The organism is Sphingomonas bacterium, assembly GCF_028289855.1.
In the GTDB taxonomy this organism is placed as follows: domain Bacteria; phylum Pseudomonadota; class Alphaproteobacteria; order Sphingomonadales; family Sphingomonadaceae; genus Sphingomonas.
Genome location: NZ_JAQGKZ010000072.1, coordinates 25,857 through 44,311, shown reverse-complemented (window position 1 = coordinate 44,311; position 18,455 = coordinate 25,857). Strand labels below are relative to the sequence as shown.

General features: G+C 66.0%; 20 protein-coding genes. 11 read left to right on the top strand and 9 right to left on the bottom strand.

Translation table 11 applies throughout. The features are described 5' to 3' along the window. Positions 1-776 (top strand): hypothetical protein (locus tag JWM94_RS08165; RefSeq protein WP_299424787.1); only part of this gene is annotated, 776 nt, incomplete at its 5' end. On the opposite strand, the gene JWM94_RS08160 is transcribed toward JWM94_RS08165, so the two are convergent. After that, positions 773-1,666: a hypothetical protein gene (locus JWM94_RS08160; protein ID WP_299424784.1), complete on the bottom strand. Its 894-nt coding sequence runs from the start codon at positions 1,664-1,666 to the stop codon at positions 773-775. The genes JWM94_RS08165 and JWM94_RS08160 overlap by 4 nt on opposite strands. A 340-nt stretch (positions 1,667-2,006) precedes the next feature. Between JWM94_RS08160 and JWM94_RS08155 the strand changes: the two genes are divergently transcribed. The 3 genes from JWM94_RS08155 to JWM94_RS08145 are packed head-to-tail and all read left to right on the top strand — an operon-like array spanning position 2,007 to position 4,078. Next, entirely contained in the window at positions 2,007-2,237 is a 231-nt protein-coding gene (locus JWM94_RS08155) for a hypothetical protein (protein ID WP_299424782.1), read from the top strand. A gap of 12 nt (positions 2,238-2,249) precedes the next feature. Further along, positions 2,250-2,726 carry an ATP-binding protein gene (locus JWM94_RS08150; RefSeq protein ID WP_299424779.1) on the top strand — a complete coding sequence of 159 codons (477 nt, stop codon included), beginning with the start codon at positions 2,250-2,252 and terminating at the stop codon, positions 2,724-2,726. After that, positions 2,690-4,078: a hypothetical protein gene (locus JWM94_RS08145; protein WP_299424777.1), complete on the top strand. Its 1,389-nt coding sequence runs from the start codon at positions 2,690-2,692 to the stop codon at positions 4,076-4,078. Before JWM94_RS08150 ends, JWM94_RS08145 begins: the two co-directional genes overlap by 37 nt. A gap of 88 nt (positions 4,079-4,166) precedes the next feature. On the opposite strand, the gene typA is transcribed toward JWM94_RS08145, so the two are convergent. After that, a complete protein-coding gene (gene typA / locus JWM94_RS08140; protein ID WP_299424775.1) occupies positions 4,167-6,005 on the bottom strand; it encodes a translational GTPase TypA in 1,839 nt (612 codons plus the stop codon). Between the two features lie 92 nt (positions 6,006-6,097). Here typA and JWM94_RS08135 point away from each other — a divergent pair, with 92 nt between their 5' ends. Further along, complete coding sequence (locus JWM94_RS08135; protein ID WP_299424772.1) at positions 6,098-6,667, top strand: NADPH-dependent FMN reductase; 570 nt, start codon at positions 6,098-6,100, stop codon at positions 6,665-6,667. On the opposite strand, the gene JWM94_RS08130 is transcribed toward JWM94_RS08135, so the two are convergent. Further along, the gene (locus JWM94_RS08130) at positions 6,664-7,599 is read right to left on the bottom strand and encodes a hypothetical protein (protein WP_299424770.1); all 936 of its coding nucleotides are present in this window, start codon (positions 7,597-7,599) and stop codon (positions 6,664-6,666) included. The two genes, JWM94_RS08135 and JWM94_RS08130, sit on opposite strands and share 4 nt — an antisense overlap. Beyond that, a complete protein-coding gene (locus JWM94_RS08125; protein ID WP_299424767.1) occupies positions 7,566-8,507 on the bottom strand; it encodes a tetratricopeptide repeat protein in 942 nt (313 codons plus the stop codon). The genes JWM94_RS08130 and JWM94_RS08125 overlap by 34 nt, the downstream gene beginning before the upstream one ends. Positions 8,508-8,696: 189 nt before the next feature. Between JWM94_RS08125 and JWM94_RS08120 the strand changes: the two genes are divergently transcribed. Beyond that, positions 8,697-9,908: a toxic anion resistance protein gene (locus JWM94_RS08120; RefSeq protein WP_299424764.1), complete on the top strand. Its 1,212-nt coding sequence runs from the start codon at positions 8,697-8,699 to the stop codon at positions 9,906-9,908. 4 nt (positions 9,909-9,912) lie between these two features. Then, the gene (locus JWM94_RS08115) at positions 9,913-10,617 is read left to right on the top strand and encodes a hypothetical protein (RefSeq protein ID WP_299424762.1); all 705 of its coding nucleotides are present in this window, start codon (positions 9,913-9,915) and stop codon (positions 10,615-10,617) included. A gap of 6 nt (positions 10,618-10,623) precedes the next feature. Here JWM94_RS08115 and JWM94_RS08110 read toward each other — a convergent pair whose 3' ends face one another. From JWM94_RS08110 to ubiA, 4 genes are read right to left on the bottom strand one after another with little or no spacing between them, the layout of a single operon-like run. Further along, on the bottom strand, positions 10,624-11,091 hold the full coding sequence (locus JWM94_RS08110) for an MAPEG family protein (protein ID WP_299424760.1): 468 nt from the start codon (positions 11,089-11,091) through the stop codon (positions 10,624-10,626). Between the two features lie 27 nt (positions 11,092-11,118). Beyond that, positions 11,119-11,901, bottom strand: a complete 783-nt coding sequence (locus JWM94_RS08105) for a 3'(2'),5'-bisphosphate nucleotidase CysQ (protein ID WP_299424757.1) — start codon at positions 11,899-11,901, stop codon at positions 11,119-11,121. Beyond that, complete coding sequence (locus JWM94_RS08100) at positions 11,894-13,240, bottom strand: metallopeptidase TldD-related protein (RefSeq protein WP_299424755.1); 1,347 nt, start codon at positions 13,238-13,240, stop codon at positions 11,894-11,896. The genes JWM94_RS08105 and JWM94_RS08100 overlap by 8 nt, the downstream gene beginning before the upstream one ends. Positions 13,241-13,271: 31 nt before the next feature. Then, positions 13,272-14,204, bottom strand: coding sequence for a 4-hydroxybenzoate octaprenyltransferase (gene ubiA, locus JWM94_RS08095; RefSeq protein WP_299424754.1), 933 nt, complete (start codon positions 14,202-14,204; stop codon positions 13,272-13,274). A 114-nt stretch (positions 14,205-14,318) separates the two neighbouring features. On the opposite strand from ubiA, the gene JWM94_RS08090 reads away from it, so the two are divergent. Genes JWM94_RS08090 through JWM94_RS08075 form a run of 4 tightly spaced genes read left to right on the top strand, consistent with a single transcriptional unit; the run spans position 14,319 to position 17,092 of the window. After that, positions 14,319-14,750, top strand: a complete 432-nt coding sequence (locus JWM94_RS08090) for a DUF2147 domain-containing protein (RefSeq protein WP_299424751.1) — start codon at positions 14,319-14,321, stop codon at positions 14,748-14,750. Between the two features lie 26 nt (positions 14,751-14,776). Beyond that, on the top strand, positions 14,777-14,923 hold the full coding sequence (locus JWM94_RS08085; RefSeq protein ID WP_299424748.1) for a hypothetical protein: 147 nt from the start codon (positions 14,777-14,779) through the stop codon (positions 14,921-14,923). An 8-nt stretch (positions 14,924-14,931) separates the two neighbouring features. Continuing rightward, a complete protein-coding gene (locus tag JWM94_RS08080) occupies positions 14,932-15,675 on the top strand; it encodes a 16S rRNA (uracil(1498)-N(3))-methyltransferase (protein ID WP_299424745.1) in 744 nt (247 codons plus the stop codon). 43 nt (positions 15,676-15,718) lie between these two features. Then, positions 15,719-17,092 carry a glutamate--cysteine ligase gene (locus tag JWM94_RS08075; RefSeq protein WP_299424742.1) on the top strand — a complete coding sequence of 458 codons (1,374 nt, stop codon included), beginning with the start codon at positions 15,719-15,721 and terminating at the stop codon, positions 17,090-17,092. Here the strand turns inward: JWM94_RS08075 and JWM94_RS08070 are convergent. Beyond that, positions 17,061-18,416, bottom strand: a complete 1,356-nt coding sequence (locus JWM94_RS08070) for an isoprenylcysteine carboxylmethyltransferase family protein (RefSeq protein ID WP_299424739.1) — start codon at positions 18,414-18,416, stop codon at positions 17,061-17,063. The two genes, JWM94_RS08075 and JWM94_RS08070, sit on opposite strands and share 32 nt — an antisense overlap. Between the last annotated feature and the right edge of the window lie 39 nt (positions 18,417-18,455).

Sequence of the window (18,455 nt, the reverse complement as noted above, 5' to 3'; positions counted from 1 at the left end):
GGGGGGGGGGGCGGGGGCGGGGGCGCGGGGTGCTGGGGGCGGGCGCGCTCGTCATCGCCAGCGCGACCGCGGCGGCGACCGGCTTGCTCGACCGGCTGCCGATCCGCATTCCCGGCATCACCCGCGTTGCCGAAGCACCCGCGCCCAAGCCGCATCACGTCGTCCGCGCCGAAAAACCGCGCTTCGAGGCTGCGAAGCCCGCCGCGCTGGCCGCCATGCCGCTCGCCAATCCGACCCCGATCCCGCCGACCCCGCAGGAGCAATGGCGCGAGCGTCGCGCCGCGCGGATCGCCGCGGGGCTGCCGGTGAAGCGCCCGCTGATCCAGCGCGCGATCGCGGCGAAGCTGCGCGCGCTACCCCCCGAACAGCGCGCGGCGGCAATCGCCGAATGGCGGCGGATCAAGGCGCTGCCCCCGGCCGAACGCAAGCTCGCGGTGGCGAAGGTCAGGGCCGAGTTTCTCGCGCAGCACCCGAAGATGGCGGCGCGGTACGAGGCGCGGCTGGAGGCGAAATCGGCCGCCGCCGCCGACGGCCGTGACCCGGCGACCGTCACGCTGCCGCCGAGCGCGCCGCAATACGGCCCGCGCTTGCCGCTCACCCCCGATCAGCGCGCCGAGCGCCGCGCGCGCCGGGAGGCCATGCTGGCCGGCCTGACGCCCGATCAACGCGCCGAGCGCCAGCAGCAATGGCGCGCCTGGCGGATCGAGCGCCGCGCGCAACGGCTCGGCAATGGCGGCATGCCACGCCGCGAAGGATCGCCGCGGCCGGCGCGTTAATCGTCCGGCGGGGCCGTTCCCCCATCCAATTTCAGCGGCCCCGCCACCTCCTCCTCCCCGATCTCCGACCAATGCGGCTCGTCCTCGATGAAGTCGTCCTCATCGTCGGGCGCGTCGGTGATGAGCAACTCGCCGCGATACGGGTCGCCGTTCTCCGGCAGCCGGATATAATTTGTCTCGGGGTCGTCCTCCAGCGCATCGGCCGCCGTGTTGCCGCCACGCTCATACGCATCGTCGATCGCGCGTTGCCGTTCGGCGCACGCGGCCAGCGCCGCGCCGATCGCGGCCTGCGCCTCGGCATCGAGCGTCACCCCGGCAAAGCCCTCGATCGCCGCCGCCGCCGAGTCCGCGCCGCCCGCGCCATTGCCGTCGCCGTTGATGACCGTGCGCACCGTCGTGGTGGAGGCCTCCGCGCCCGCCCCCGCGTCACCAGACCCGGCGCTCGCGCGCGTGCTGAAATAGTTGATCGTCGTGCGCTTGCCGTTTGCATCCTGGCCGTAATGGCGCAGGCAGAACATGAGGAGCGCGTCGTTGCGCTTGCGGCGAAAGCCCATTAATTTGCCCGCCGCGAATACGGGGATCAGCTCGCCCTCGATCGCGCGCTCGAACACGATGTCCTTCAACCGCCCCAGCCCGAAATCGAGCGCCGCCTCCCACGCGCGGCGGAATTCCTCGGCGCCGGGCGCGCGCCGCAGCGTGTAGCAATTGGCCTGCGCCATGTTGACCATGGCGGCGGCGCGCGTGACGCAGCCGGTATCGGCCAGCGCCTCGATAAACGCGCGCTGCCGCGCGGGCGTCCAGCCGTCATGCCGGTTGCCCTGGCGCGGGACGGGGGTGAAATCGGGCAGCGCCGGGCGCTCCGCGCGCGCGACGGGGGTGCGGTTCTGCATGTTGGCCTCCTTGTCCGGGCCGCGGGCGAGCGCGGCGCAATCGGCCAGCTTATGCGGGAAGGGGAGGCGTGTAGGAAAGGGTTTTGTTGCGGGTTTGTTCTTGAGCCAAAATGTTCAGGCTCGCGCGATGCGCCTCACACAAAGTTAGCGCGCGGATTCAACAAAGGACCTGTTCTGCCTCATCATTCCGATGTGTACCAGCGTTACAGCCAGCTGTGAGCTAGCATTTATTGCGCATATTCACAAAATATGTTGAATATATCCTCCATATATATTGACTATGGCTATCCGTGCAGCCATCTAAATCTCGTGCAGACGATATATTTGGAGCGAGTCGCGGATGGGCATCGAAGAACGAAAGCATCAAAAATTCCGGGAGTTGGCCGAGAAGAGGACGAACAAGGCGTTGGAAGCCGTTCGCCTAATTGGTAACCTCTCTAACCGGCAGACCTACGTTTACGAGGACGCCGAAGTTCGGAAGATCGTGAAAGCTCTGCGGGACGCTGTTGGCGACGTGGAGGCACGTTTCGGAAAATCGACCGGCCGCAGTGGCGGCGACTTCAAGTTGTAAGGGAATCAAGCGGTGAGCCACATCAACAAGATCACCCCTCTGACCATCGGCGATGTCGCCTTCACGGTATCCCGGCAGATCGAACAGTGTCCCAAGACCATGATGCTGCGGGAACTGGTCATGAACGCGGTCGAGGCCGCGGCCAAGGCACCTGAAGGCAGGCGCATCGTAGACATTAAGGGGAAAGGCGTTGAGGAATGCGGCAATGCTCGCAAGCTAGCGATCTGGAATACCGGTCCCGGACTGAGCAGCATTCAGCTAGATCACATCTGCGACCTCGCCGCGTCGCTCGGTAAGGACATGGCCCTAGAAGGCAACTTCGGTATGGGGGCGAAGGTCGCCTCGCTCCCCTCAAACACCGTGGGGATGCGATATCGCTCTGTCGCGATGGTGTTGTTAGCCAAGTCATCTTGGGAAAGCGCGATGGCGTTTACGGAAAACTGTGGGTCCCGGTGGAGGACGATGCGTTCGAGGAGGTGGTCGATGTAACGGAGCAGGTGCGCGGGGAAGGCGAGTACCGGCTGGACGAGGATTGGACCGAAGTGGTCCTGTTCGGGAACGGGGTCGATCAAGACACGGTTGCAGACCCTTACGATGGCGACCCAAAGCAAGACCGCCAGTGGATTACCACGGGCCTGTACCACCGGTTTTACAACCTCCCGCCTGGTGTCGAAGTCTACTTCCACGAAGGCACTCACCCGCGCGATGGTCGTCGCCAGTTCAAGACCATTCCGGAACGTTCGGACTCCTTTGGTCGGGTCGAAACAGTGGAAGCTGGCGAGGGCGTTCGGATCCACTACCTATACGATCCGAACTATCAGGAGACGGGGCACAACAAGTCGATCTCGGGCTCACTAACTTCGTCCGTGAGCACGGCAGCAATCATCTTCCGCGGCGAGATGTATGATGTTCGCAAGGGACGTAAGTGGGCTGGGGATGCGCCTGCGTTCGGCATCCCATTCGGGGCGCGCCATATCTCGGTGCACGTCGAACTGCCCGACAGCTTCCCGGTCCGACACGAGCCGTATCGCCGTTTCGTTCAGCTCACCGGCGGCGAGCAACGGCAGGTGGTTGTTGAGGACTTCGCCGACGCGGTATTTCGCAACAGGCCCGCATGGCTAATTGAAATCATCAATTCGCTCGCTCCCAAATCTTCAGCGTCCACCGAGGATCTGCGTAAGGAATTGCAAGACCTGCTCAACGAACTCCGCATCAAGACCAAGAGTCCCCGTGAGGCGCAGACCGGGTTGCACCTAGTGGACGAGGGCGGGGCGCGGGGCGCGCGGCCTGACCACTGCGACGGTGAAGGCGGCAACAGTGACAAGTCGCCGATTAGCCCGACTGACCTCATCTTCAACCCCGGCGGTGCCAAGCGTGCCGATATCTCCAAGAATTTGGAGCAGGCGCCCGAAATTATTCCCCTGCGGGACCCCGCCGATGTTGAAGACAATAGGATCACTGGGAAGGCAGCGCGTTATGTGCGCGAGACAAACACGCTGTTCGTCAACCTCACTTATTCTGCAGTCGCAGCGGCACAGGAGGACCTCGAACTTCGCTACGCGACCTACGAGGACCCCGAGATCGTCCGCGAATTGGCGCGTCATTGGGCCGAGCGGCTTGTTATGGGCCGGGTGGGCTACGCTGTTGTGTACGCCCAAGCTAAGCAGCTTGTCCGCGAGTGGACGCCAGAAGATGTGAAGAAGGCTCTGGAGCCCGAGAGCCTAAGCTTGGCAGCAGATGGTTGGCGGGACGCTGTCAGTACCGCCTACCGCAGCATGAGCACCCGTCTTGGAGCCGCGAAGTCGGCTGGAGCGGATGACGACGAACTAGTCGCTGCATAATTGTAGCTACGCCGCGGCAAAGCCGCGTCGTCGGACCTCGCTTGAGCGAGGCCGGCCGGAGCGAGCCGGCGGCGAGGCCGCGTCGCAGCTACGCTGCGACTTTGGCGCGGCTCGCTCTTTTCCGCTCATGCGGATCCAGGAACCGCTTACGCAACCGGATGCTCTTCGGCGTCACTTCGACCATTTCGTCGTCGTCGATATACGCGATCGCCTGTTCCAGCGTCATCCGCTTGGGCGGGGTCAGCCGGATCGCATCGTCCTTGCCGCCGCTCGCGCGGAAGTTGGTCAGCTGCTTGGCCTTCATCGGATTGACTTCGAGGTCGTCGGGCTTGGCATTTTCCCCGACGATCATGCCTTCATACAGCACTTCCTGATGCGCCACGAACAGGATGCCGCGCTCCTCGAGCGGGCCGAGCGCGTAGCTGGTCGCTTCGCCCGATCCGGTGGAGATCAGCACGCCGTTCTTGCGGCCTTCGATCTTGCCCTTGTGCGGCCCGTATTTCTCGAACAGCCGGTTCATGATCCCGGTGCCGCGCGTGTCGGACAGGAATTCGCCGTGATAGCCGATCATCCCGCGGCTCGGCGCGCTGAAGGTGATGCGGCTCTTGCCGCCGCCCGACGGGCGCAGGTCGGTCAGCTCGGCCTTGCGGATCGCCATCTTCTCGACGACGGTGCCCGAATATTCTTCGTCGACGTCGATGATGACGGTCTCGTACGGCTCGGTCTGCTTGCCGTCCTCGTCCTCGCGGAACAGCACGCGCGGGCGGCTGATGCCGAGCTCGAAGCCTTCGCGGCGCATCGTTTCGATCAGCACGCCGAGCTGGAGCTCGCCGCGGCCGGCGACTTCGTAGCTGTCGCGGTCGGCGGCCTCGGTCACCTTGATCGCGACGTTGCTCTCGGCTTCGCGGAACAGGCGGTCGCGGATCATGCGGCTGGTGACCTTGGTGCCCTCGCGTCCCGCCATCGGGCTGTCGTTGACGGAGAAGCGCATGCTCAGAGTGGGCGGATCGATCGGCTGCGCGTGGAGCGGCTCGGTCACGGCGGGGTCGCAGATCGTGTTCGACACCGTGGTGTGCGTCAGCCCCGCGATCGAGATGATGTCGCCGGCATTGGCCTCGTCGACGGGCACGCGCTCGAGCCCGCGGAAGGTCATGATCTTCGACGCGCGGCCGGTCTCGACGACCTTGCCGTCATTGTCGAGGCTGTGGATGGGCATGTTGGTCTTGACGCTGCCGGAGAAAATGAGCCCGGTCAGGATGCGGCCGAGGAAATTGTCACGGTCGAGCAAGGTGACGAGGAACTTGAACGGCCCGTCGGGATCGGCCGAGGGGGGCGGCACGTGCTCGACGATCTTTTCGAACAAAGGCGCCAGCGTGCCTTCGCGCAGATCGGGGTTTTCGTTGGCGTAGCCGTTGCGGCCCGAGGCGTAGAGCACCGGGAAATCGAGCTGCTCGTCGCTCGCGTCGAGGCTGACGAACAGGTCGAATACTTCGTCCAGCACTTCCTGGATGCGCTCGTCGGGGCGGTCGATCTTGTTGACGACGACGATGGGGCGCAGCCCCAAAGCGAGCGCCTTGCCGGTGACGAACTTGGTCTGCGGCATCGCGCCCTCGGACGCATCGACCAGCAGGATCACGCCGTCGACCATCGACAGGATGCGCTCCACCTCGCCGCCGAAATCGGCGTGGCCGGGCGTGTCGACGATGTTGATCCGGGTCTTGTGCCCCTGATGGTCGTCCCACTCGACCGACGTGCACTTGGCGAGGATCGTGATGCCACGTTCCTTTTCCAAGTCATTGGAATCCATGGCCCTTTCCTCGACGCGCTGATTGTCGCGGAAGGTGCCCGATTGGCGGAAAAGCTGGTCGACAAGCGTTGTCTTGCCGTGATCGACGTGGGCGATGATCGCCACGTTGCGGAGGCTCATGATTAATCCTGATTGGAGCGCCCGAAGGCGGGTTCGGAGGCGCGCATAGCGCAATTGTTGCAATGCGGGAAGGGGCGAGGCAGACCCGGCGAATGGCCGCTCCGCTCAACATCAAGGTGATCGTCGGCAGCGTGCGCGAAGGACGGATGTCGTTGCCTATCGCGACATGGGTGATGGAGCGGATCGCCGCCCGGCCCGACTTCGCCGCCGATTTGCTCGACCTCGCCGCGTGGAACCTGCCGATGTTCGCCGAGCCCAACCCGCCGGCGACGGGAAAATATACCGGCGAGAAGCAGCGCGAATGGGCGGCAGCGATCGGTTCGGCGGACGGCTTCATCCTCGTCGCACCCGAATATAATCACGGGATGAGCGCGGTGCTCAAGAACGCGCTCGACACGGTCTATGCCGAGTGGGGGAGAAAGCCCGTTGCCTTCGTGGCGCACGGCGGAATGGGCGGGGCGCGGTCGGTCGAGCAATTGCGCGAGGTGGCCGTCGCGCTCGGCATGGCGCCGCTGAGCTCGGCGGTGCACCTGCAAGGCGCGGCCAAGCTGCGCGAGGGCAAGCGTTTCAACGCGGGCGAGACCGAGAACCGCCGGCTGGCGACGTTGTTCGACGAACTCGCCTGGTGGGGCAGCGCGCTCCGCGCGGCGCGGACCGCCTAGTTCGCGATCGAGCCGGCCAACACCGCAGGATCGTAGAGCGAGCGCGGCGCGTCGCGGCGCAGACGCGTGGCCAGCGCTGGCGGGAAACGCCATGCGGCGAGGCGCGGCGCGATGTCGTCACCGCGATCGAGCGCGAGTTGCAGCGCGAGCAACTGGCGGTCCGCCGTGGCAATCGCCGGGCGGTCGCGCTCGACCGCGGGCAAGTCATAGCGTTCGTCGATATTCCCCAGCCTCATCCGCGCCGCGCCGATCAACAGCCTCGCGGTCGGCTTGTCGCCGAGATCGAGCGCGTCGCTCGCCGCGCGCATCGCCGCCGTCGTGTCGGCGATCGCGGCGTCGACAGCGATCGTTTCGCGCGTATCGGGACGGCAGGCGCGAAGCGCGCGGAGGTAGGCGAGCAGGCCCTCGAACGCGAGCGGCGGCGGCTCGTTGCCGTCGAATTCCTCGGTGATCAGGCCGTGGACGAAGGTCGCGAGCGCGGAGCTGGCGGGGTCGCGCGACACCTTGTTTGGCGCCGTCAGGTCGGGGATCGGCTTGGGATCGAACACGCCGTTGCCGCGGTGCGAGCTCATCAGCGACGAGGTGACGTCGGCGGTGCCGGGCTTGTCCGACAGTTCGGGCAGCAGGAAAGCGGGGTTGCTGCGCCCGCTCGGGTGGCACGTCGCGCAGCTCAATTGCGCCCGCGCGCCCTGGCCGCCGAGCAGCAGCGGATCGCGGAATGCCGCGCGGCCGATCGCGACCAGCCGAGCATCGGCGTCGGGATCGAGGCATTCGCGCGGCTGGCTGGTGAGCGCTGACACGCGCATCCCCGGCGCCAGCCAGCGCTCCCCGCGCAGCCGGACGCTATCGGCGGCCGCGCCGACGAGCAGCGCGGTCGATGTGCCGAGCAGCAGCAGTTTCAGGCGGTGGGCGATCGGCCGAGGCTGATCCACAGCCGCAACTCGTCGGCCTGCGAGCAGCCGAACGTGCACACGCGGTCGAGCTTGGCGAGGTTGGCCTTGGCGCCAGTTAGATCGCCGCGCTCGACCTTGAGTTCGCCATAATATTCGAGCGCGCCGCGATGGTCCGGATAGATCGCCAGCGCCGCGCGGTAATAGCCCTCCGCCACGTCGTAACGGCCGAGCTTGCGGTTGGCGAACCCGAGATAGGTCAGGATGTCGGGATGCGCCCCGAAGCTCATCCGCGCGGCCTGGAGCGAGGCGATGGCGTCGGCGTAGCGATGCTCGTTGATCAGCGACACCGCCGCCAGATACGCGCGGTCGCCGCTCGCAGCGCTCGTGAATGCGGAGGGCAACGAGACCGACACGCTCGCTTGCGGCCCTGCCGCGATCGCCGCGTCGATCGCCTCCACCGCGCCCTTCAATTCGGCATTGGCGGCGCAGCCCTCGCCGCATGCCGCCAGCCTGGCCTTGAGCGCGTCGCGTAGCACGCCCGCGCCGGCGGCATCGCCCATCTTGGCCTTGACCACGCCCAATTGGCGTTGCGCGCCGATCAGATTGGGATCGGCCTTGGCGGCCTTTTCGAGATAGGCGCTGGCCTTTTTCCAGTCGTTCAACCCGATCGCCGACAGGCCGGCGAGGTAATTGGTGTTGGCGTCCTTGGGCGCGACCGCGAGGACGTTCTTGAACGCCTTGAGCGCGTCCTTGAAATTGCTGGCCTGGAGCGCCGCGATCCCCTTGCGGTATTCGGCCGCAGGGTCGTAGGCGGGCGCGCTGCTGCTCGGCATTTCGGAGCCGCCGCCTCCGCCGCCACCCCCGCCGCCACTCGATCCCAGCGCCGGCGCGGCGACGATCAGCGCCGATGCGATCAGTCCCAAGCTGACGATCCGATAGTCGCGCATGGCATCCTCCCGATCTTTATGGTTGGCCCCACAATATCACGGCGCAGGCTCGCCGTAAAACCACGCTCGCGGCGATATCTTGTCATTCCGCGTCGCCGTGTTACATATGCAATACACTTGAACGCGCTGGCGAACCGGGTCAGAGTCGAAGACGGCTCAGCGAAGGGGGCCAGCGAAGAGGGAATGACCATGGCGACGACGCCCGAGACGACCACCGCCGAACCCGATCTGGTGCTGACCGCGCCCGATCCCGTCCCCGTCGTCAGCGCGACCCGGGCGGCCGGGCTGGTGCCGGTCGACGATGCCAAGAAGACCGAGCTGGAAGCGCGGGTGGAGGCGTTCGTCGACGATCTCGTCGCGCAGGACGTCGACTCGCCCGAATTCGGCAAGCGAGTCGATGCCATCACCAGCATGGGGCAGAAGGAAATCCGCGAGGCGGCGGGACAGTCGAACCGTTTCCTCGACCGCCCGGTTCGCGCGATGGACAAGGAAAGCGGCGTCGGCGCCGATCTCGTCCAGCTGCGCCTGACGGTCGAAAAGCTCGACCCGGCAAATAACGGCAAGTTCTTCGGCGGCGGGCGCGGGTTCCTCGACAAGATCTTCGGCAACAAGATCACCGGCTATTTCGACCAGTACAAATCGTCGCAGAACCACATCTCCTCCATTCTCAAGAGTCTCGGCTCGGGCAAGGACGAGCTGCTGATGGACAATGCCGCGATCGACACCGAGCGCGCCAATCTGTGGACGTCGATGGGGCGGCTGGAGCAGATGATCCATTTGTCCAAGGTGATGGACGAGAAGCTGGAGGACCGCGCCAACGATCTCGACGCGACCGACCCGGCCAAGGCCAAGGCGATCCGCGAAACGGCGTTGTTCTACGCCCGCCAGCGCACGCAGGATTTGCTGACGCAGATGGCGGTCACGGTGCAGGGCTATCTCGCGCTCGACCTGGTCAAGAAGAACAATGTCGAGCTGGTGAAGGGCGTCGACCGCGCGTCGACTACGACGGTCGCCGCTTTGCGCACCGCGGTGACGGTGGCGCAGGCGCTGACCAACCAGAAGCTCGTGCTCGAACAGATCACCCAGCTCAACACCACCACCGCGAACATCATCGATTCGACCGGCAAGCTGCTCAAATCGCAGACCGCGCAGATCCACGAGCAAGCGGCCGCCTCGACGATCCCGGTCGAGGTGCTGCAACGTGCGTTCCAGAACATCTACGACACGATGGACGCGATCGACGCATTCAAGCTCAAGGCGCTCGACAGCATGAAGACGACGGTGACGACGCTGTCGGGCGAGGTCGAGAAGTCGAAGGGCTATATCGCGCGTGCCGAGGGCCAGGCGCAGGCGTCGCTCGAAGGGCCGCAGGCGGATACGTTCAAGCTCGAGGCGGTATAGGTCCATGTCATCGACCGACGAGGTCATCGCGAAAGCGCGCGAAACGCTCGAGCGTATCTCGATGCAATATGCGGCCGGGCCGGGCCGGCGCGCGCGAGAGAACGACATCGCCAAGCGCGTGACGCGGGCGGCGGTCGCCGACCTCGCGATCGTCGGGGTCGCGGTGACGATCGGGCTGCTGCTCGGGCCGATCGGCATCATGGGGTTCTTCCTGATGATCGTCGCGATGCTGATCGTGAGCGCGGTGCTGCTGGCGACCCCGGCGACCGCCGCGCCCACGTATGAGAAATTGCGCCAGACCGACCTCAAGGCGCTCCCCGCGCAGACCGGCCGCTGGCTCGACGCGCAACGCCCCGCGCTGCCCGCGCCGGCGATCAGCGTGGTCGATCAGATCGGACTCAAGCTTGATGCGCTGACCCCGCAACTCGCGACGCTAAGCGAGGATGAGCCCGCAGCGGCCGAAATCCGCAAGCTGGTCGGCGAGCAATTGCCCGAATTCATCAAAGGCTATGAACGCGTACCCGCCGCGCTGCGCGGCGTCGCGCGCAACGGCAAGACGCCCGATCAGCAACTGGTCGATGGGCTCAAGGTGATCGGCGGTCAGATCGACGAGATGGCCGGGCAACTCGCGCAGGGCGACCTCGACGCGCTGTCGACGCGCGGGCGGTATCTCGAGATCAAGTATCAGGGCGATCAGGCCGCGGTTTGATCGGGCCTAACGAACGAGCGCCGCCCACAGCACGCTGCCCGCCATGAAGACGATGATCAGCGACCCCGGCGTCCACAGCGCGGCACGCAGATCGTGGGTCTGTGCGGTCAGATAGGCGGCGAAGTGCAGCATCCGGGTGACGACATAGGCCGCAAACAGGATCGCGGCGAGCGTCGCCGGCGGCGCGATCAGCACGTAGAGCAGCCCGGCGACGAGGAAATAGGGCAAGTTCTCCAGATCGTTCATCTGGATACGGCGGATGCGCTCGACGCGTTCGTTGGGCGCGAGTTGCGCGGGGTCTGGGGCGCGGTTGAGCGGCGTGCGCCTGAGGTCCTCCGGGCTGCGGAAGCCGCCCTTCTCGCTCGTCATCCGCACGACGGTGAGCCACGACATCGCAACGCCCTTCAGGATCATGAGCGCGGCCGCCACGGCATAGGCGGCGAAGACCGGGTTGGATAAAATCAGCAGGTTCATCGTCTTGCCCCCGAACGATGCACGATTTTAGCGCGGCTTTCCCAACGCCTCAACTGCCCGGTCATGGAGCCGCGCCAGCGCCGCCAGCTGGATCGCCGGGGCGACCGCCAGCACCCCGAACGCCTCCGCCCTCGGCGTATTGAAGCGCAACTTCCGCCCCAGCGCGTCGGTCACTTCGCACCCCGCCTCGCGCGCGATCAAGACAGCGGCGGCAATGTCCCATTCGTTGCCCCAGCGGATCGTCGCGAGCAGATCGGCTTCGCCATTCGCGACCATTGCGATGCGCAAAGCGATCGAGTTGGGCTTCGTCACCGCGACCAGGTCGTGATCGACCTTGGGCAAGGTATCGGTCGGGGCGCGCGATCCGATGAACACGCTGCGGCCGCTATGCGCGATGGGTTGACCGTTGAGCGTCGCGCCCTTGCCCGCTTCGGCGCGCCACACTTCGCCTCTGGCCGGCGCATCGAGTACGCCCACCACCGGCTGCTCGCCATCGACCAGCGCGATCGATACCGCCCAGCCGTCGCGGTCGCGAATGTAATCGCGCGTGCCGTCGATCGGATCGACCACCCAGACGCGGCGATGGTTGAGGCGGACGGCGTCATCGGCGGTTTCTTCGGATAGCCAGCCGGCGTCGGGGAGCAGCGCGGTCAGCCGTTCGCGGAGCATCGTGTTGACCGTCAGGTCGACCTCGCACACCGGGTTGCCCGGCGCCTTTTCCCAGCGCTTGAAGTCGGTACGCCAAAGGCCAAGCGCATACGCGCTCGCTTCGGCGGCAATCGCCGCAATATCGTCGGCGAGATCAGCCACCCGCCACCATCATCCCGTCGATCCGCAGCGTGGGCACATTGGTCGCGTAGCGGAATTCGAGGTCGCTGGCGGCGGTCAGGTTGAGGAACATATCCTTCAGATTGCCGGCGATGGTGAATTCGTCGACCGGCGACGCGATCGCACCATTCTCGATCAGGAAGCCTGCCGCGCCGCGGCTGTAATCGCCGGTGACGCCGTTCACGCCCATCCCGATCAGCTCGGTGACGTAGATGCCGTGCGTGACGCCGGCGAACAGATCGTCGCGGCTGACCAGCCCGGGCGCAATATAGGTATTGCTACCGCCGACCCCGGGCGCGCCCGATCCGCCGCGTACCGCGTGGCCGGTCGGCTCCATCGACAATTGCCGCGCGGAGGCCGATTCGAGCAACCAGGTCTGCAACACGCCGTCCTTTACTATGTCGGTCGGCGACACCGGCAGCCCCTCGCCGTCGAACGGGCGCGAGCGCAAGCCGTGCGGGCGGTGCGGATCGTCGGTGATGGTGATGCCGTCGGCAAAGACTTGCTCGCCCAGTTTGCCGAGCAGGAAGCTCGTGCCGCGCGCAATCGCCGCGCCGGCGATTGCGCCGATCAGGTGCCCGATCAAGGACGACCCGACGCGTGGGTCGAAGATCACCGGCATCGGCCCGCTGGCGGGCTGGGCCGGATTGACGCGGGCGACCGCGCGCTCGCCCGCCTTGCGGCCGATCGCCTCGGGCGCGTCGAGATGCGCACGATGGCGCGCGGAGTGATAAGCGTAATCGCGCACCATCGACCCGCCGGCTTCCGCGAGCACGCTCGCCTGGATGCCGTGGCCGGTGGTCTGGTAGGCGCCCGCAAAACCGTGGCTGGTGGCCAGAGCCCAAGCGACGCGCGACGCCGACGCGCCGCCGCCCTCGCTGTTGGTCACGCCGGGGACGGCGCGCGCGGCGTCCTCGGCGGCGAGCGCAGCTTCCTTGAGTGCGCCGGGCGATGGCTCGTCACCGTCGTGCAGGTCGAGATCGGGGATCGGCCCGGTCAGCAGCCGATCCTCGGGTGCGAGCCCCGCCCATTGGTCCTCGGGCGCCTCGCGCGCCATAGCGACGGCGCGTTCGACCAAAGTATCCATCGCGGCGCTCGACAGGTCGCTGCTCGACACCGACGCCGATCGCCGACCGACGAACACGCGCAAGCCGAGTTCCTCCTCCTCCGACCGCCTGACATCCTCGAGCGCGCCGAGCCGCACCGACACATCGACGCTAGCGGACGCGCCGAGGACCGCGTCGGCGGCGTCGGCGCCGGCGGCGCGGGCGCGGGAAACGATGTCGTGAGCGCGGGTCCGCGCGATGTCGGGGGTCATCATCGACGCGACTTAGGAAGCTAAGCCGTGAAGGTCAAAAGCTGGTTTGCCCGACCACCAGGCAAGCCAGGAAGATCAGCAGTCCGGCATAGCGGTTCGAGCGGAAACGATGGAGCGCGTTGGCGCCGTCGGCGGGGGCGAGGGTTGCGACTTGCCACGCGAAATGGACCGCGGCCGGAAGCAACGCGACCAGCACCAGGAGGTCGGGGCGCAACTGCCAGAACGCCGCCGCCCAAAAAGCCAGCGCCACCGCATAGAAGATCGCGACCCCCGGCTTGACCCGTGCCCCCAACGCCCGCGCGGACGATCGCACGCCGACCAGCGCATCGTCCTCGACATCCTGCAGCGCGTAGATCGTGTCGTAGCCGATCACCCAGAACATCGATCCGGCGTAGAGCAGCAGTCCGGGCAGGGTGAGCGACCCCATCACTTCGCTCCATCCGACTAGCGCCGCCCACGAAAAGACGATGCCGAGCCACGCCTGCGGCCACCAGGTGATGCGTTTCATGAAGGGATAGGCGGCGACCGGCGCCAAGCTGACCAGCGCGACGATCTTGGCATAAGTGCCAAGCTGGATCAGCACGACCAGCCCGATCAGGCACAGGCACGCCAGCCAGATCCACGCCGCCTTGAGCGATACCGTCCCCGCCGCCAGCGGCCGGTTGCGCGTGCGCTCGACCTGCCGGTCGAGGTCGCGGTCGATGATGTCGTTATAGACGCATCCCGCACCGCGCATCGCGATGCTGCCCAGCGCGAGCCACAGGATCAGGTCCCAGCGCGAGCCCGCCATCCACGGCCACGCGCCCTTTGCCAGCGCGACGCCCCAGGCGCCGGGCCAGAACAGCAATTGCCACCCGATCGGCCGGTCGAACCGCGCGAGCAACGCCAGGGCGCGGGGATACGGGGGCAACGCGCCTACCACGCCGCCATATTGCGTGTCGGGGACGATTTCGGGTTTCGCGGTCATCGTGCGTTCACTAGGCGAACGTCAATTGCCGCACCAGCGCCACGCTTTGCCTCACTATCGTCACGCTGTGGCGGCAGGAACAGGGTGCGGGGCGGGCGTGTTTTGGAGTGTGTGATGACATCGACCGTGTCCCGATTGCTGGCTTGCATGGCGCTGACGCTGGCGCCGGTTGCGCTCGCGCCTTCCGCCGATGCCGGTCCGGCGCGGGCGATCGTGCCGTCCTGGACGGGCGTGTGGCGCAACACCAACAACACGGTGCACATCAAGGCCGCGCCGTGCGGCCAGAACATGTGCGCGACCGTGGTGTGGGCCGACGACAAGACCAAAGCGACCGTTGCCGCCAGCAACCGCGATATCATCGGGATGCAATTGCTGCGCGATTTCCGCGAATCCGGGCCGAGCGAGTGGAAAGGCTCGGTGTATGTACCCGATCGCGACATGACGGTGTCGGGGACGATCACGATGCTCGACCGCAACACGTTGAAGGCGGTGGGATGTTTCCTGGGCATGTTCTGCCAGACCCGCCATTGGTCACGGATATCCTGAGCCATTTCATCCGTTAGGACCTGTTCATGGTCCATCTCTCCGTCGCCATCGCACGATTCGCCGAAACTTTGTTCTGGGGAATCGCCCAGGCGGCGGGGCTGGCGCTGATCGGCGGGGCGCTTGCGATCGCCGCGTTGCTGATCGGCTGGCGCCTGATGCATCGGCGGCGTTAAAGGGGAGCATGGCAGCTACACCCGCATGGCCTCCGCGCTCCACTCCTAGACTGTTTGTCGAAACCCCGTTGGCCGAAGGCGGACAGGTGCGCGTCGAGGGGGGGCAGGCGCATTATTTGTTATCGGTGCTACGGCTGAAGGCGGGCGATCCGGTCAAATTGTTCGACGATTCGACCGGGGAGTGGCTCGGCGTCGCCAGCATCGTCGCCAGGCGCGACCTGATCCTCGACGTCACCGCGCATCTGCGGCCGCGCGATCCGGTGCCAGACCTCTGGCTGTGCGCGGCGCCGATCAAGAAGGGCCGGATCGACTGGGTCGCGGAGAAAGCGTGCGAGCTCGGCGTCGCGCGGCTGGTGCCGGTGCTGACGCGACGGACGGTGGTCGATCGGCTTAACGGCGAGCGGTTGCGCGCGCACATGATCGAAGCGGCGGAGCAATGCGACCGCACCGCGCTGCCCGAACTTGCCGATCCGGTGAAGCTGGAGGTGTTGTTACGCGACTGGCCGGCCGAGCGCGCGCTGTTCTTCGCCGATGAATTGGGCGGTGCGCCCGCGACCGAAGCGATGGCCGCTAACAAGGGCCCCGCCGCCGTCCTGATCGGTCCCGAGGGTGGCTTCGACGACGCCGAGCGCGCGGCGATCCGCGCGCTGCCGCAGGCGGTTGGCATCGCGCTCGGCCCGCGTATCCTTCGCGCCGATACCGCAGCGGCGGCTGCCGTCTCGATCTGGATGACTGTCGCGGGCGATTGGTGAGAAACTCCTAGCGCGACGCTCTTCGCCCCCCTAAATCGCCGCGATGACGACGAAGACCGTGACGGACACAAAATCAGCGGTCATCGAGGACCGGCAGCAGCTGATCGATTTCTTTGCCAGCGGGGAGAAACCCGCCGAGCGCTGGCGGATCGGCACCGAGCATGAGAAATTCGTCTATCGTACCGACGATCACCGCGCCCCGGCGTGGGACGAGCCCGGCGGCATCCGCGACCTGTTGAACGGCCTGACCGAGTTCGGTTGGAAGCCCGTCGAAGAGAATGGCAAGGTCATCGCCATGTCGGGTGCGGACGGGTCGATCAGCCTCGAGCCCGCCGGCCAGTTCGAATTATCGGGCGCGCCGCTCGAGAATCTTCATCTGACCTGTGCGGAGACCGGACGGCACCTCGAACAGGTCAAGGCGGTTGGCGACAAGCTTGGGCTCGGCTTCCTCGGGCTCGGCATGTGGCCCGACAAGACTCGCGCCGAACTGCCGATCATGCCCAAGGGGCGCTACGCGATCATGCTGCGGCACATGCCGCGGGTCGGCTCGCTCGGGCTCGACATGATGCTCCGCACCTGCACGATCCAGGTCAATCTGGACTATGCTTCCGAAGCCGACATGGTGCAGAAATTCCGCGTCGGCTTGGCGCTGCAACCGCTCGCGACCGCGCTCTTCGCCAATTCGCCGTTCACGGAAGGGCGGCCCAACGGCATGCTGTCGTACCGCAGCCATATCTGGTCGGACACCGATCCGCACCGCACCGGCATGCTGCCGTTCGTGTTCGAGGACGGGTTCGGGTACGAGCGCTACGCCGATTACGCGCTCGATGTGCCGATGTACTTCGTCTATCGCGACGGCCAGTATTTGGACGCGTCGGGCCTCAGTTTTCGCGATTTTCTGAAAGGGGAATTGTCGATCCTGCCCGGCGAGAAGCCGACGATCGACGATTTTTCCGATCATCTCTCGACCGCGTTTCCCGAGGTGCGGCTCAAAACCTTCCTTGAAATGCGCGGCGCCGACGGCGGACCGTGGGGGCGGATCTGCGCGCTGCCCGCGCTATGGGTCGGGCTGCTCTACGATCAGGGTGCGCTTGATGCCGCGTGGGATCTGGTCAAGGACTGGTCCATGGCCGACCGCGAGGCGCTCAGGAACGCGGTTCCCGAACTCGCGCTCGACGCGCCGCTCCCGGGCGGCGGCAAGCTGCGCGACATCGCCAGCGAGGTGCTCGACATCGCGCATGCCGGGTTGACCGCACGCGCGCGGTTGGATGCCGGAGGAAGCAACGAAACAGGGTTCATCGAGCCGCTGCGCGAGGTCGTGCGCACCGGCAAGGTGCCGGCGCAATTATTGCTCGACCGGTACAACGGCGAATGGGCAGGCGATATCAGCCGCGTTTACGGCGAGATGAGCTTTTAGCTTCCGGTAGCGCGACGGGCGCCGGGGCGACCTGCGCGCCGCGCAGCCAGCGAAAGAAGCGCGGGATGGCGCCGTTGCGCTCCATCCACTGATAATATTCCTCATACGCCGGGTCGGCGCGCAAATGGCGCTCCTCGGTCCGCGCGCGCCAGTAATAGACGCCGGCGACGATCCCCATCAGCGCCGTCGCGCGGACCGCATCGATCCAGTTGCCGGTCGTCAGGAATGGCACCGTCGAAATCATCCAGAACAAGTTTTTCGACAGATACGCCGGGTGCCGGCTGAACGCGTACGGCCCGTTAGTAAGGATGCCGCGGTGCGTTAGGTTCGAGAAGCGATAACCGAAGGTCACCGTCGCCCAGGCATAGATGGCGGTTAGCCCGACCAGGATCGCGCCGATGACGCCGAGCAGCACCGGGTATCCGGCGAACCAGGTCCACCACCCATCCTCACCAAATGTGCCCGGATGGTAATCGAGCGGCCCGCCATCGCCCATCAGCACGAACGGCGGATAGCAGATCAACGCCGCCATCCAGCCGGCCGCATAGGGATTGGCGGTGCGGATGTGCGAATCGAGCGGCTTCATCGCGAGCAGATAACCGGCGGTCGCAAACGCCACGTCGATCACGAACATGAAGGTGATCAGCCAGTTGGCGAGCACCACCGGGTTGTCGAACACGCCGCTGATGTCGCCGCGGATGAAATCGCCGAACCCCGGCGGCACGATCGCGAACATGAACGCGGTGAAGAACGCCTTTACGCCCCAGCTTTTGAGGTGATTATAGATCGCTTCCTTGTCGAGCGGTTCCTTGAGCCCCATCAGCCACGCGCCCAGGTTCCAGCAGCCATCCTTGGGCTCGACCATGCGGCGGTCGAGCCACAGCGTGTAGGGGATCGAAAGTACGAACAGCACCGGCGCCGCCCACATGAAACACCACATCGAGAAGCGGAAACCGCCGACCCAATAGAAGCGTCCGACCATGTAGATCGCGGCGATCGCGCCCCAGGTCAGCCATAGCCCCGCGAGCTTGGTGATCGAAATATCGATCGTGTCGCGCCACGGCTTGGCGTTCGACCAGTCGATCCCGGTCGACGGATTGCGGTGAACCTTGTCGACCAGTACAGACCACAACACCATCGGCACGCCGGCGGCGGCGACGTTGACGAGTGCCGCATACGGGCCATCCATCCCGAACCAGCGCGCGATCCCGACCCAGGTCAGCAGCCCGGCTAGGCCGACCAACCCGGTCGCGGTCGAAACGGCGGATTTGGGGCGTGGATCGGCCTTGACGGCGGCGCTGCCCAATGCGGGGTCGTGATACATGCGCGTGTGGATACGCGCGCAATGGTAAGCAAGCCGTGA